This is a genomic window from Phyllobacterium brassicacearum (genome assembly GCF_003010955.1).
GTDB lineage: Bacteria > Pseudomonadota > Alphaproteobacteria > Rhizobiales > Rhizobiaceae > Phyllobacterium > Phyllobacterium brassicacearum.
The window spans coordinates 1-13,142 of record NZ_PGGO01000004.1; the positions used below are offsets into that span (position 1 = coordinate 1).

Below are 13,142 nucleotides of genomic sequence, written 5' to 3' on the forward strand. Positions count from 1 at the left end.
AGGCGCCGATGGTCACATCCGCCTCGACATTCATCATGACCAGATGCTTGCCGTGCTCCATCGCCTTCAAGCCGATCTCGGCCCCGACCGCCGGCACCCCGGTCGCATCGATGACCACATCGATCAGGTCGTTCTCAAGGATGAGATCGGCATCATTGGTGACGGCGATCTTGCCCGCTTCCATCGCCGCGGTGAGCGCCGAAGCATTCGAGACCTCGCGCGAATGCCCTTCTTCCTGATAGGCGATGTCGACCGCCTTCAGCGCACCCTGCAAGTTGAGTTCCGAAATCGCCCCGATCTCGATGCCGGGCATATGCGCCACACGCGTGACGATGTCGGTGCCCATCTCGCCCGAACCGATCAGGCCGATGCGGATCGGACGGCCCGTATCCGCCCGCGCCTGCATGTCCCGCGCCAACCCCGTCAGTGCAACATTCGTAGCCATGATGTCTCCTCCACGGCTTTTTCAGTATGCAAAGCCGTTCAAATTTCATTCATCGAATATTGAACATTTGTATTTTAGTCAAGACCTATGTGCACTATAAGAGAAGTAACGAGGGTGCCTTAAGAACCTCAGTGAAACGCACTATGACGAGGACGGAAATGCCGCAGAACCGATTTGACCTGGTGATTTTTGATTGTGACGGCGTCCTCGTAGACAGTGAACCCTTGGCCACACTTGCCTATCACAACGTCTATGCCAACCAGGGAATGACGCTGCCGGAGGGTACCATAGCGCAATGCGTCGGCATGAAGCAGTCGGATATCATCAAGCGAATCGCCGACCTCACGGGGCACTACCTTTCCGACGCTGCAGAAAGTGGATTATGGCCGGAAACCAGGCGAGTGTTCGGCCAATCGTTACAGCCAACGCCGGGTATCAAGTTGCTCTTGGACGAACTTGATACTCCCCGTTGCGTGGCTTCGTCATCCTCATTGAAACGCATTCATTTCAGCCTGGATACCACCGGGCTCGCGGTTTTTTTCGGTGATGCGATTTATAGTTCTTCCATGGTCAAGCGTGGCAAGCCCGCGCCAGACCTCTTCTTGCACGCTGCAAAGGCAATGGGAGCGGATGCCAGCGGCTGTGTGGTGATTGAGGATTCACCGTTCGGCATCGAAGGTGCTGTCGCCGCCGGCATGACTGCCATCGGCTATACCGGAGGCACTCACACCGACAAGGATCACGCTCAGAGACTTTTTGACAAAGGCGCTGCCGCCGTGTTCTCCGATTGGAAGGATATTAGCTACTGGATGCGTGCGGCCAATGATGAGTGATACCCAAGCTTCTGACCCTAGTCGTTGAAGCGCCGCCCTGTCCGCTCCGGGTCACGTGCAATTTCCTCTTCTTCCTCGTCATCAGGCAAGGCATCATCGCTATTCTGATAAGGATTATCGTCGTCGTCTTCCGACAGGTCTCCGGCGTCTTCCGATTCGACCTGCCTCTCGCCTCGAATGGCGAGCTCGTCGTCGGCGATGGTTTCTTCTTCTGTGAACTCCTCCCAGTCCTGCTTGGCAATCGGAGCAGTCGAAACTTCTTTTGGTTTGATCTTAGTGGCTTTCACTTCTTTGCCTGTCATCGCGCACTCCTTCCATCGTCGAAGGAGAAACGCACATAAAAACATTTGGATGCATAAAATGCATAGGTCTTCGAATGTTTTGCCTTTTGCCCTAATCCACCCATAATCGCCTGCGACGCATCAGCTTCACGTCACTTGGGGAGATATCCATGACATCCAAAATTCTGAGCCTGGCATTCGCCACAACTGCAATGATGGCCTTGCCTTTCGCCGCATTGGCAGACGAAGCTCCGCGCCCACGCATTACAGTGACGGGAGAAGGCGAGGCAGCCGCCGCGCCGGACATGGCCATCCTTTCACTGGTCGTGTTGCAGGAAAAGCCAACCGCGCGCGAGGCGCTCACTGCAAACAATGAAGCCATGGCCAAGGTGCTTGATGCGATGAAGAAGGCAGGGATTGCCGAACGCGACCTGCAGACGTCGGGCTTCAGCATCGACCCGCGCTATGTCTATCCGGAAAACAAGGATAACACACAGCCGCCTCAAGCACCGAAGATCGTCGGTTATGCGGTTTCCAACTCGTTGACCGTCCGCGTGCGCGATCTGAAGAAAGTTGGAGATATCCTCGACCAATCCGTGACGCTGGGTGTCAATCAGGGCGGTAATCTCACCTTCACCAACGACAAACCCGAGACGGTTGTCGAGGAAGCCCGCAAGAAGGCCGTTGCAAATGCGCTGGCCAAGGCGAAGACTCTAACAGAGGCTGCGGGTGTCAGTCTTGGTAAGGTGATCGAGATCAGCGAGCAGTCCTACAGCCCGCGCCCGATGCCCATGGGCCGGGAGAAGATGATGGCGGCAGCCCCCGCTGACTCCGTTCCGGTTGCAGCAGGCGAGAACACCTACAATGTGAACGTGAATGTGACGTTCGAGCTGAAGAATTGATCCACCACCATAGTGAAGCAAAAAAAGGGTGCCCTGCAGCACCCTTTTTCGATGATTGCCCTTATCGAATGAATGGGCATCCGGGTGCCCGTGCAAAAACGGCGATCGTGCGCAGGCCATGTTTCCACCCGGCGACACGGACAACGTTGCGGTTCACGACCACACGCGGATTGCGGATGCCCATGCGGCTGGCCTTGTAGGCTGCCTGACGGGGCGTGCAGACGGCAGGACGATAAGGTGGGCGATAGTAGCGATAGTCCACCTGCACGAGAGGTGCAGCTGCGTTACCATGTTCGGCGGCCATTGGCGCAGGCGTTAGTGGTGCCGCATTCGATGTGTTTGCGCCGAGAATGGCACCGATGCTAATCGCAGCACCGACTGCCAGCAACTTCAATGAAAGACTAGCCATAGGGCGTTCTCCTGTTCGATTATCCGGGATTGGGGGCAAGACTTCTGAAAATCCGGACAGGCGCCCTTTTTTCACATGCGAGCTGAACAATTCCTCAACACGCCGTTCACTCACGGTTCAGAGATGGCAGTTCGGCCTGCATCATGTGTTCAAAATAATCTTCGTCACTTGAGAGATCGTGATCATATGCAGTGATCTTGCCTCGCACGGAAATACCGGCCTCGTGCACGGTTTCTACGCTGCCCGATACGAGCGGATGCCACCAATAAAGATCCCTGCCCTCGTCGATCAACCGATATCCACAGGTCTCCGGCAGCCAGTCGACAGTACGGACGATCTCCGGTGTCAAAAAAACGCAGTCGGGCACCTTCCTCTTTCTGTGGGTATAATCCGAACACTGGCATGTCCCTGCGTCCAGCAACGTGCAGGCTACGGTGGTGAAATAAATTTCTTCCGTATCTTCGTCTTCAAGCTTGTGCAGGCAGCAGCGACCGCAGCCATCGCACAGGCTTTCCCATTCTGAGCGGTTCAGCTCGTCGAGGGTCTTGGTTTTCCAGAATGGTTCGGTAGGCATGTGCTCAAATACATCGCATGAGCTGTTGCGTCTATGTTTTAAACATGAACGCCAGATGAACGGCATCTTCACATGACATACAGGCGGGGGCTGCAATTCTGACGACATCGGTTTCGGCCAATGTCGGGCCGGACACATTGCCAGCGGCAATGAAACTGTAATGAGGATCGCACGGACAAGCCGTTGCCATGAAGCGGAACCAAGCTGCGGTCGCAAACATTTGACGTGTTTCAAAGGAAGGAACGCGAGACAGGGATGAAAATGAAACGGACAGCGCTCTTTTTTGCCTCAACGGCAATTCTCTTTTCTTCGCCATCGGCGATGGCTGAACAACCCCCGCTCAACCGGCCATTTATCTCCTCCAATTCGAATGTACCGCCGCTCATGCTGGCGCAAGCCGAGCAAGCGGCGCCAGAAGAAGATCCAGCGGCTGAGGAACTGAAGCGAAAGGGTGCAAAACAGGCCGAGCAAGCGCAGAAGCGTGCGGCAGAAGAAGCTGAAGCGGGTGCGAAGGCACAGCAGCAGGCCGAAGAACAGGCAAAGCAACAGGCTGAGGAAGCTGCGAAGGCCTCCGAGGCACAAGCTGCTCAGCAGGCCAAAGAAGCGAAACGCGCCGCGCAAGCTGAAGCCGACAAGGCAGCTGAGCAACAGCAGGCAGTAGAAGAGGAAGCAAAGCGGAAAGCTGCCGCGGAAGCCAAAGCCGCCAAGGCTGCCGAAAAGGAAGCTGCGCAGGAAACTGAGAAAGCCAAGCGTGCGGCCGAGGTCGAGGCGAACAAGGCCGCAGAACAACAGAAGGCAATTGAGGAGGAGGTACGCAAGAAGGCTGCAGCCGAGGCTGAAGCCGCGAAGGCGGCCGAGCAGGACACTGCGAAAGAAACGGAAAAGGCCAAAAAGGCCGCCGAGCAGGAAGCAGCCAAGGCGGCCGAGGCTCAAAAGGCTGCGGAAGAAGAGGCTCGCAAGAAGGCTGACGGCGCTCAAAAAGCTGCCGACAAGCAATCGGAAAAGGCTGCCGAAGAAGCCAAGAAAGCAGCAGATGAAGCTGCCAAGCAAGCGCCCGCTCAGCCGACACCGGAAACCCCGGCAACGGCGGAACAACCCTCGAGCGATCAGCCTGCAACCGCAACTGGCGAAAAGCCGATTGCACCCGCCCAGGAGGCCAAACCGGCAAAACCAGTTGATCCTGCAACGGGTCAACCTGCCCCTGATGGTACGGCGACCGCTCCCGCGACAACGCCTGACAGTCCAGCCCAGCCCGCCCAGCAGGAAGCCTCGCCCCTTCCGGCGAATGCAGCGCCCGTGCTTGATAGCGCCAAGCCAGCACCTGTTGTTGATGGCAAGGGTGGAAAGGCCGGACAAGCGGTTGAGGCGCCCGCAACTCAACAGCCGGTGGCCCAGGAGCCGGCGGCGGCGGCAGCACCACCGCCTAAATCCGACGCCGACGTCCAGCAGGCACTCGCCCCTATCAAGATTGAGCCGGTCCTGGTCGAAAAGGGTACCCGTATCAAGCAACGCCCGCGTGACGAGCGGCCAAGTGACGTCCAGGTCATCAAGCAGTTCGACGACCGGACCATTGTCGAGGTCAACAATAACGTCTTCGTCGAAAGTTCGGATCGTCCCCGCATGTCGCGCAACGCACAGGAGGTTTACTATGAAGATCTTCCGCGCCGCCGCACCCGCGAAACCATCGTGCGCGAAAATGGTGTCCAGATCGTCACGATCCGCAACCGCTATGGCGATGTGATCCAGCGCTCACGTGTAATGCCTGACGGGCGCGAAGTGCTGCTGACCTATACGCCGGACTATGATCGCGAGGAACGTCTGGCATGGCGTGATCCTGGCGATGATCTGCCGCCGCTTCGCCTGACCATTCCGGTTAGCGATTATATTCTGGACGCCGAGGAAGCCCCTGAAGAAGACGTCTACGAGTTCTTCGCGCAGCCACCAGTGGAACGTGTCGAGCGCATCTATTCCATTGATGAGGTCAAACGTTCCGCCCGTATCCGCGACAAGGTACGCCGCGTCGATCTCGATACGATTACCTTCCAGTTCGGCTCAGCGGAAATCGGTGAAGACCAGATCGAACGGATTGAGAGCGTTGCCAAGGCCATGGCGCAAATCCTCAAGAAGAACCCGGCGGAGACCTTCCTGATTGAGGGCCATACGGACGCTGTTGGTTCGGATCAAGCAAATCTTGTGCTGTCGGACAAGCGCGCCGAGTCGGTTGCGCAGGCACTGACCAACGTCTTCGATATTCCGCCGGAAAATATGGCCACCCAAGGTTACGGTGAGCGTTATCTGAAGATCAAATCGGATACTCCCGAGCAGCAGAACCGCCGCGTAGCCATACGTCGCATCACACCTCTTGTTGCTCCCGTGGCCAGCAGCCAATAACGGACTGATCATTGCAACAAGCAAAAACCCGGACTTTCGGTCCGGGTTTTTTATGATTATAGCTTGAGTTCACGACCTTCATCGCTATGTGATGGCTTGAGCCCAGTTTATGCAACCGGACCCCGCCTTATGAAACGTATCGAAATCTTCATCGAAAATATCATCCTCGCCTCGCGCTGGCTTCTCGTGGTTTTCTATCTCGGTCTCGCCGTCGCCCTTGCCATATACGCGTTTTCCTTTGCCGGAAAACTCATCGATTTCGTCGCCAAGGTCACGGTTCTCGACGAAACAGACACGATCCTCAAAATGCTCGGCCTGATCGACGCTGCACTCGTCGCCAGTCTGGTCGTCATGGTGATCATCTCCGGCTACGAAAATTTCGTCAGCCGCTTCGATGAGGCCGAAGAGGTACACTGGCTCGGGACCATCGATGCGGGATCGCTGAAGATCAAGGTCGCGTCGACGATCGTCGCCATTTCCTCGATCCATCTGCTGCAGGTCTTTCTAAACCTGACGCAATTCAGCACCGAACAATTGACGTGGTTCACAGTGATTCACCTTGCCTTCGTCTTCTCGGCGCTGTTCCTGGCCTACATCGACAAACTAATGGTCAAGGAAAAGGCCGGAAAGCAATCACCATCGCTTTGAAGGTAGCCAGCTTGGCTGGTGAATCATCCTGCCGCTAGGGGCAAAGAAAAACGGGATGGGCTCGCACCCATCCCGTTCATTTTTATAACTGGCCGCCGCAGATCAGCTGTCGAGGAATGAACGCAGCTTGCGCGACCGACTCGGATGCTTGAGCTTGCGCAGCGCCTTCGCTTCGATCTGACGAATGCGTTCGCGCGTCACCGAGAACTGCTGACCAACTTCTTCAAGCGTATGGTCGGTGTTCATGCCGATACCGAAACGCATCCGCAGTACGCGCTCTTCGCGCGGCGTGAGCGAAGCCAGAACCCGTGTCGTGGTATCGCGCAGATTGGCCTGAATGGCAGCGTCGATTGGCAACAGCGCGTTCTTGTCCTCGATGAAATCGCCGAGATGTGAATCTTCCTCGTCGCCAACCGGCGTTTCGAGCGAGATCGGCTCCTTGGCAATCTTCAGGACCTTCCGCACTTTTTCGAGCGGCATCGCCAGTTTTTCGGCTAGCTCCTCGGGCGTTGGCTCGCGGCCGATTTCATGCAGCATCTGGCGCGAGGTCCGGACGATCTTGTTGATCGTTTCGATCATATGCACAGGAATACGGATGGTGCGGGCCTGATCGGCGATCGAGCGGGTGATTGCCTGACGAATCCACCAGGTCGCATAGGTCGAAAACTTGTAACCACGGCGGTACTCGAACTTGTCGACGGCCTTCATCAGGCCGATATTGCCTTCCTGGATGAGATCAAGGAACTGCAGGCCACGATTAGTGTATTTCTTGGCGATCGAGATTACGAGACGCAGGTTGGCCTCGACCATTTCCTTCTTGGCCAGCGCAGCTTCGCGTTCGCCCTTCTGTACCTGATTGACGATACGACGGAATTCCGAGATCGAAATCGCAGTTTCCTGCGCCATGTTCTGGATTTCCGTGCGCAGGTTCTTGATCGTGTCCTTCTCGTTCTTGGTGAACTCTTTCCAGCCACGGGTCGTCAGGTTCGAAACGGCTTTGAGCCAGTTCGGGTCAAGTTCGTTGCCCTGATATTCCTTGAGGAAATCCTCTCGACGCACGCCATAGGACTCCGCAAGGCGCAGCAGGCGGCCTTCGTTCTGAACAAGGCGCTTGTTGATGTCGTATAGCTGCGCGACGAGCGCTTCGATACGGTTCTGGTTCAGCGACAGCGACTTAACCGCCTTGATCAGTTGATCCTTAAGCTCCTTGTAGCGGCGCTCCTGGCTTGGAGACAGTGAGCCCGAGGCAGCAAGGCGATTTTCGACCTGTTGATCCTGCAGCTTGCGCAGCTTCTTATAGGTATCAGCGATAACGTCGAGCGTTTCCATAACCTGCGGGCGAAGTTCGGCTTCCATCGCAGCAAGCGACAGATTGGCCTCATCGTCCTCGTCGTCGTCTTCCTCGACCGGCGTATCGCCACCGACATTGGTGATGTCGTCATCGTCGCGCGAGCGGCGTGGCTTGTCATTGGCCGCGGGCCGTTCTTCTTCGACGCGTTCGATCACCGGGGCTTGCTTGGCTTCCGGGCCCGCATAGGTGGTTTCGAGATCGATGATTTCGCGCAGGAGAATCTTCGATTCGTTCAAATCCTCGCGCCAGATAATGATTGCCTGAAAGGTCAGCGGGCTTTCGCACAGGCCGGAGATCATGGTCTCGCGGCCAGCCTCGATGCGCTTCGCGATGGCGATTTCGCCTTCGCGCGACAACAGTTCGACTGTACCCATCTCACGCAGATACATGCGAACAGGATCGTCAGTGCGATCGGTAGGTTCTTTCTTGGTGGTTGTGGGTGCTACCGCGGTGCCGGTCGCATCGGCCAGCTCGCGCGCCTCATTTTCCTCGTCGCCGCTGTTATCGGCTTCTTCGGCGTCAGCGTCCTGCTCATCATCTTCGACGACATTGATGCCCATATCGCTGAGCATAGCCATCGTGTCTTCGATCTGCTCGGAAGTGACCTCTTCAGATGGAAGAACCGCATTGAGCTCATCCATCGTCACATAGCCGCGCTTCTTCGCGAGCTTGATCATCTTCTTGACAGCGTCATCGGAAAGGTCGAGAAGCGGTCCGTCTGGCGCGCCTTCGCGCTCGACTTCTACTTCCTCGTTTTCCTTTGCCTTTGTTGCCATATTCCGTATCTCCAAGCGACGTCCGCTTTGTTCATGCGTGGGAACAACGAGTGCGGCGCTGCACCGGTTCCCCCACACCATAAAGGTAATAAATGATCGACTAGCCGAAATCCCGTTAATGTCGGATTAACCTTGTTATCCCGGTGGCGAGCACGTTACATATCTGCCGAATTTGCCGGTTTTTCTGCTGGACCCGCAAATATCTTCAATTCCGCGCAATCTGATTCCGTCATTATTGACCCACGTCAACCCCGACTCAACTGATTCGCTATAAAAAAGCGAATCAATTCGGTCAAAAACCCTTACCCGACCGTCCCGAGGGTATTCCGAACCCTTCGATCAGCGCTTCGGTTGCCTGCGCATTGCGAATATCGTTCTGAATATCGAGCAGCCGGTTGAGATTTTCGTCGGTGGCTTCAGTAGCCAGGGCGGTTTCAGCAACTTTCAGCTCTTTATGTAGTGTGCCTGCACGCTGATGCAAGTGAACGGCCTGCCTCAATGCTTCCAACGCATCCTCTTCCGCCGCTTCTGCTGTCGCTGTCCACATGCGGGCGCGCCGTACCAGCGCCTCCAGAGCTTCGATGAGCGCGCCATGGCTGGTTTCGACCATTGCCTTGCGCATCTCGGCGCCGGTTGCGACGTGATGCTCTGCCAAGGCGTTGAGCATCGCTGCATGAAAGCGCTTAAGGTCGGGATGGCTGAACTCCAGCCGCACGACCGTTTCAAAATCTTCCTCGATCAGACGAGGATGGTTGAACAAGGTCATGAGGATTGCGGTCTCGCGCAGCGGTGGTGCGGCTGATGTTGTCTTTACCAACACCGAACGCGCCAGACTGTCCGAAACAGCCAGACGGCCATTGGCCGCGCCCCTGCCCCGCTGTCCATATCCATTCTGCTGGCCGAAGCCATTCTGATTATGGCCACGCGGACCGGAATTGCGCCTGTCATTACCGCGCTGGCCCGACCTGAAAAACTGCTGGATGCGATCACGTACATCCTGAGCATAGTGACGGCGCACATTCTCGTCGCCAATCAGCGCCGTCATCTGTTTCAGCCGCGCTTCAAGTTCGGCGCGTCGCTCAGGCGTATCGAAGACACCGCCGCTCGTCTCACGCGCCCAAAGCATATCGGCCAGCGGACGTGCATCGTCGAGCACCGCTTGGAAAGCCTGCGGCCCGGATGATTTGACGAGATCGTCGGGATCCTTGCCCTCCGGCAGCACTGCAAAACGCAAGGAGCGCCCGGGCTTCAGTGCAGGCAGTGCTAGATCTATCGCACGATGTGCCGCCTTGATGCCGGCATTGTCACCATCGAAACAAAGGATAGGCTCGGGTGACATGCGCCAAAGAAGATCGAGCTGATCTTCGGTCAGCGCCGTCCCCAGTGGCGCAACAGCCTGGGCAAAGCCCGCCTGGGCCAGAGCAATCACATCCATATAGCCTTCGACGGCAATCACCGCCTTTGCTTGCTGCCCGCCTTGAGGCTGCGCGGCTTTTCTGGCACGCAAAGCATTGTAGAGAACCTTGCCTTTGTGGAAGAGCTCCGTCTCGTTGGAGTTCATGTATTTCGCGATTGCGTTGGGCGCCAGCGCCCGGCCGCCAAAGGCGATGATGCGGCCGCGCAAGTCCTCGATCGGGAACATGATACGATCGCGGAAGCGATCAAAGGAAACCGGCTTGTCATCACCATAGACCACGAGCCCGCAGGCCTCGATCTGCTCCTTCGTGGCACCCTTCAGGGCTAGGTGTTCTTTCAACGCATTGCGGCTCTCGGGAGCATAGCCCAAACGATAAGAATGTTGCGTCGCCGCGCTCAAGCCGCGGTCGCGCAGATAGGCACGTGCTTTCGCGCCGCCCGCCGCCTGCAATTGTTCCTCGAAGAACTTGGTCGCCATCTCCATGACATCGTAGAGCGTTGCACGCTTCGCCTCCCGTATTTCCATCTCGGCATCGCGCGCAGGCATGGGCACGCCGGCCATGTCGGCCACACGTTGCACTGCCTCCGGAAAGCTCAGTCCTTCGAGTTCCGTCAGGAAACGGAAATGATCGCCAGTAACGCCGCAGCCAAAGCAGTGATAGCGGCCCTTGCGGTCCTCACAATGGAAGCTTGGCGATTTCTCTCCATGAAACGGGCAACACGCCCAAAAATCACCCTTGGGCGCATTTGTCTTTTTCCGGTCGAAAGAAACACGCGTTCCGATCACACTGGAGATCGGTACACGCTCCCTGATCTCATCGAGGAAGGACGGCGGAAATCGCATGCTGCTCTTCGTGCTTCAAATGGACGGGTTCTAAAAGCCGGATTGTTTGACAACCTGAAGATCGCGTTTTCAGGTCTGACTCATACTGCAACAAATAGGAGCTGGGCGGAAGGGCCGCAAGGCATTCGTCCCCCGCTCATTACCGGTATCGTTCATGAGAACCGTGATTTTTGCCCAGCAGACAAGTCACAAAGTTATCCACTTAAATCTGTCATAAAACTGTTACATTTTGTCAAATGCGACACCTTTTTTCTTAGCCGGAACATATTTTTTTCTCTTTCTGAACGATATGTTATCTTAATCTGCTGCAACTAAAATGCACAAATTGCATTACCATATTGTCGAACTGATCAGGATTGTCTTCAAAGTGAACGGCTCGGAAATTTTGTTGCATCTAGCGGGCGCTGTGGCGCTCCTGTTGTGGGCAACTCGCATGGTGCGTACCGGCGTCGAGCGCGCTTATGGTGAGCGCATGCGCCAGAGCCTGCGCGGCGTCCTGCATAACCCGGTCCTCGCCGTGCTCTGGGGCTTGATGCTATCGATCGCGTTGCAGAGTTCGACGGCTGTGAGCCTTCTCGTCGGTTCCTTTGTCGGATCCGGAATTGTCAGCGGCATTGCCGGCCTAATGGCCGTGCGCGGTGCTGAAGTTGGATCGGCCCTTGTCGTCAAAATCCTGAGCTTTGATCTTACCCTGCTGGTGCCGCTCTGCCTCGTTGCCGGCACAGCCATCTTCATGTCGACAGAACGCAGCAACTGGCGTCAGGCGGGGCGTATCCTTGTCGGCATCGGCCTTTTGATACTTTCCCTCGAAATGACCGGCCAGGCGACCGAGCCGTTGCGCAACAGCGAACTGTTGCCGGTCATCGTTGGTTATCTCGATACGGATCCGGTTACGGCCTTCCTGCTTGCGGCAGTGATGACGTGGCTGTTCCATTCCAGTATCGCCGCCGTCCTGTTGCTGGTCACTTTTGCGTCCCGCGGGCTGATTCAACCGGAGCTCGGGATCGTGATGATTTTCGGCGTCAATCTTGGCTCGTCCTTCATCGCCCCAATCTTGACCCGCAATGCTGCCCCGCAGACGCGTATAGTGCCAATGGGCAATCTCCTGATGCGTGGCGCGGGTTCCGTGGTGATCCTGATCCTCTATCTGACATTCAAGCCATCGGTAGCTTTTCTTGGCGCTGCACCGGCAGACCAAGTGATCAACGGTCATATCCTCTTCAACATCCTCATCCTTGTTGCCGGTGTCCCGCTTTCCGCTCTCGTTCTCAAGGCTACCAAGGCCATCGTTACTCTCAACACTCCAGCGCAGCGACCGCCATCATTGGACCACGAGGAACTCAGCGCTCTGGACGAAACCGTTCTCGACACGCCGAGCCTGGCGCTGGCAAACGCGACACGCGAGACCGTGGCGGTTTGCGAAACGGTAGAGATCATGTTGCGGCGGATCATCGAACTGTATGAGCACGCAGAGCAGGACCGCATTGACGAATTGTCGGCTCTTGACGACAAGGTCGATCGCAAACATGCCGCTATCAAGCTTTATCTCGCCAAGCTGACAACGAGGTCGCTGACGAATTTTGAAGTCGCGCGTGCCCGGGAATTGCTCGGCGCGTGCGTCAAGCTCGAACAGGTCGGCGATATTATTGTTCGCAACATGCTGGCGCTGGTGCAGAAAAAGATGGACCGTAATCTCAAATTCACGGACGAAGGCTGGCTGGAGCTCAGCAATTTTCATGCAAAAGTGCTGAGCAATGCGCGTATGGCGTTTAACGTCCTCGTTTCACGCGATCGCGAAACGGCACACCAGCTGGTCCTGGAGAAAGATCATCTGCGCGACCTTGAAAGCCAGAGCAGCGACCGGCATTTCACCCGATTGCGCGAAGGAACCACTCGCAGTCTGGAAACAAGCTCCATTCACCTTGATACGATCCGAGATCTGAAGCAGGTTAATTCGCTGCTTGCCGCAATGGCTTATCCTGTGCTCGAAGAACAGGGCCTTCTGAACACAACACGTTTGCGTACATTGCACAGCTGATCGTTTAAAGTAGCAATGAACTAATAGTCGCGGTGGATGTGGGTGTTAGACCCGATGAATGCCCCCATGGCGCTGCCGATAAGCAGTCCGAGGAGTATATTGCCCATCATCGCACCACCGATGCCCGCACCAACAGACAACCCGGCCAGTATCCCAATAATGGTAGACCATCTTTGTTCTTTCATTATCGCCTCCATTCCTGTCAACAAAGAACGCGGATGTAGCGCGCAAGTT

The 13,142-nt window shown here is 56.3% G+C and carries 12 protein-coding genes and 1 pseudogene; 5 read left to right on the top strand and 8 right to left on the bottom strand.

Annotation, left to right across the window (positions count from 1 at the left end):
* Positions 1-445, bottom strand: a pseudogene (locus CU102_RS07085) (homoserine dehydrogenase); the annotation flags it as partial.
* Between the two features lie 158 nt (positions 446-603).
* On the opposite strand from CU102_RS07085, the gene CU102_RS07090 reads away from it, so the two are divergent.
* The gene (locus tag CU102_RS07090) at positions 604-1,278 is read left to right on the top strand and encodes an HAD family hydrolase (protein ID WP_106710367.1); all 675 of its coding nucleotides are present in this window, start codon (positions 604-606) and stop codon (positions 1,276-1,278) included.
* Between the two features lie 17 nt (positions 1,279-1,295).
* Here CU102_RS07090 and CU102_RS07095 read toward each other — a convergent pair whose 3' ends face one another.
* Positions 1,296-1,580 (bottom strand): hypothetical protein, encoded by a 285-nt coding sequence (locus CU102_RS07095; RefSeq protein WP_106710369.1) that lies wholly within the window; start codon positions 1,578-1,580, stop codon positions 1,296-1,298.
* 149 nt (positions 1,581-1,729) lie between these two features.
* Here CU102_RS07095 and CU102_RS07100 point away from each other — a divergent pair, with 149 nt between their 5' ends.
* Positions 1,730-2,461, top strand: coding sequence for an SIMPL domain-containing protein (locus CU102_RS07100; protein ID WP_106710370.1), 732 nt, complete (start codon positions 1,730-1,732; stop codon positions 2,459-2,461).
* 61 nt (positions 2,462-2,522) lie between these two features.
* Here the strand turns inward: CU102_RS07100 and CU102_RS07105 are convergent, their stop codons facing one another.
* The 3 genes from CU102_RS07105 to CU102_RS30095 form a co-directional block, all read right to left on the bottom strand.
* Positions 2,523-2,870: an antifreeze protein gene (locus CU102_RS07105; protein WP_133624527.1), complete on the bottom strand. Its 348-nt coding sequence runs from the start codon at positions 2,868-2,870 to the stop codon at positions 2,523-2,525.
* A 106-nt stretch (positions 2,871-2,976) separates the two neighbouring features.
* Positions 2,977-3,444, bottom strand: a complete 468-nt coding sequence (locus tag CU102_RS07110; RefSeq protein WP_106710374.1) for a YcgN family cysteine cluster protein — start codon at positions 3,442-3,444, stop codon at positions 2,977-2,979.
* 31 nt (positions 3,445-3,475) lie between these two features.
* On the bottom strand, positions 3,476-3,760 hold the full coding sequence (locus CU102_RS30095; RefSeq protein WP_166648414.1) for a hypothetical protein: 285 nt from the start codon (positions 3,758-3,760) through the stop codon (positions 3,476-3,478).
* Positions 3,761-3,765: 5 nt separating this feature from the next.
* On the opposite strand from CU102_RS30095, the gene CU102_RS07120 reads away from it, so the two are divergent.
* Both CU102_RS07120 and CU102_RS07125 read left to right on the top strand, forming a co-directional pair.
* Positions 3,766-5,835, top strand: a complete 2,070-nt coding sequence (locus CU102_RS07120) for an OmpA family protein (protein WP_245425259.1) — start codon at positions 3,766-3,768, stop codon at positions 5,833-5,835.
* A gap of 129 nt (positions 5,836-5,964) precedes the next feature.
* Positions 5,965-6,483, top strand: coding sequence for a TIGR00645 family protein (locus CU102_RS07125; protein ID WP_106710378.1), 519 nt, complete (start codon positions 5,965-5,967; stop codon positions 6,481-6,483).
* Positions 6,484-6,585: 102 nt separating this feature from the next.
* On the opposite strand, the gene rpoD is transcribed toward CU102_RS07125, so the two are convergent.
* Together rpoD and dnaG are read right to left on the bottom strand one after the other, a co-directional pair.
* Positions 6,586-8,610, bottom strand: coding sequence for an RNA polymerase sigma factor RpoD (gene rpoD, locus CU102_RS07130; RefSeq protein WP_106710380.1), 2,025 nt, complete (start codon positions 8,608-8,610; stop codon positions 6,586-6,588).
* 292 nt (positions 8,611-8,902) lie between these two features.
* The gene (dnaG, locus tag CU102_RS07135) at positions 8,903-10,870 is read right to left on the bottom strand and encodes a DNA primase (RefSeq protein ID WP_106710382.1); all 1,968 of its coding nucleotides are present in this window, start codon (positions 10,868-10,870) and stop codon (positions 8,903-8,905) included.
* Positions 10,871-11,237: 367 nt separating this feature from the next.
* On the opposite strand from dnaG, the gene CU102_RS07140 reads away from it, so the two are divergent.
* The gene (locus CU102_RS07140) at positions 11,238-12,908 is read left to right on the top strand and encodes a Na/Pi cotransporter family protein (RefSeq protein WP_106710505.1); all 1,671 of its coding nucleotides are present in this window, start codon (positions 11,238-11,240) and stop codon (positions 12,906-12,908) included.
* Positions 12,909-12,928: 20 nt separating this feature from the next.
* On the opposite strand, the gene CU102_RS29730 is transcribed toward CU102_RS07140, so the two are convergent.
* Positions 12,929-13,093, bottom strand: coding sequence for a hypothetical protein (locus CU102_RS29730; RefSeq protein ID WP_166648415.1), 165 nt, complete (start codon positions 13,091-13,093; stop codon positions 12,929-12,931).
* Positions 13,094-13,142: the final 49 nt, after the last annotated feature.

Bases quoted from the DNA above. Each gene is read 5' to 3' on its own strand.
- CU102_RS07090 (WP_106710367.1), top strand. From the start codon at position 604: ATGCCGCAGAACCGATTTGACCTGGTGATTTTTGATTGTGACGGCGTC.
- CU102_RS07095 (WP_106710369.1), bottom strand. From the start codon at position 1,580: ATGACAGGCAAAGAAGTGAAAGCCACTAAGATCAAACCAAAAGAAGTT.
- CU102_RS07100 (WP_106710370.1), top strand. From the start codon at position 1,730: ATGACATCCAAAATTCTGAGCCTGGCATTCGCCACAACTGCAATGATG.
- CU102_RS07105 (WP_133624527.1), bottom strand. From the start codon at position 2,870: ATGGCTAGTCTTTCATTGAAGTTGCTGGCAGTCGGTGCTGCGATTAGC.
- CU102_RS07110 (WP_106710374.1), bottom strand. From the start codon at position 3,444: ATGCCTACCGAACCATTCTGGAAAACCAAGACCCTCGACGAGCTGAAC.
- CU102_RS30095 (WP_166648414.1), bottom strand. From the start codon at position 3,760: ATGGCGAAGAAAAGAGAATTGCCGTTGAGGCAAAAAAGAGCGCTGTCC.
- CU102_RS07120 (WP_245425259.1), top strand. From the start codon at position 3,766: ATGGCTGAACAACCCCCGCTCAACCGGCCATTTATCTCCTCCAATTCG.
- CU102_RS07125 (WP_106710378.1), top strand. From the start codon at position 5,965: ATGAAACGTATCGAAATCTTCATCGAAAATATCATCCTCGCCTCGCGC.
- rpoD (WP_106710380.1), bottom strand. From the start codon at position 8,610: ATGGCAACAAAGGCAAAGGAAAACGAGGAAGTAGAAGTCGAGCGCGAA.
- dnaG (WP_106710382.1), bottom strand. From the start codon at position 10,870: ATGCGATTTCCGCCGTCCTTCCTCGATGAGATCAGGGAGCGTGTACCG.
- CU102_RS29730 (WP_166648415.1), bottom strand. From the start codon at position 13,093: ATGAAAGAACAAAGATGGTCTACCATTATTGGGATACTGGCCGGGTTG.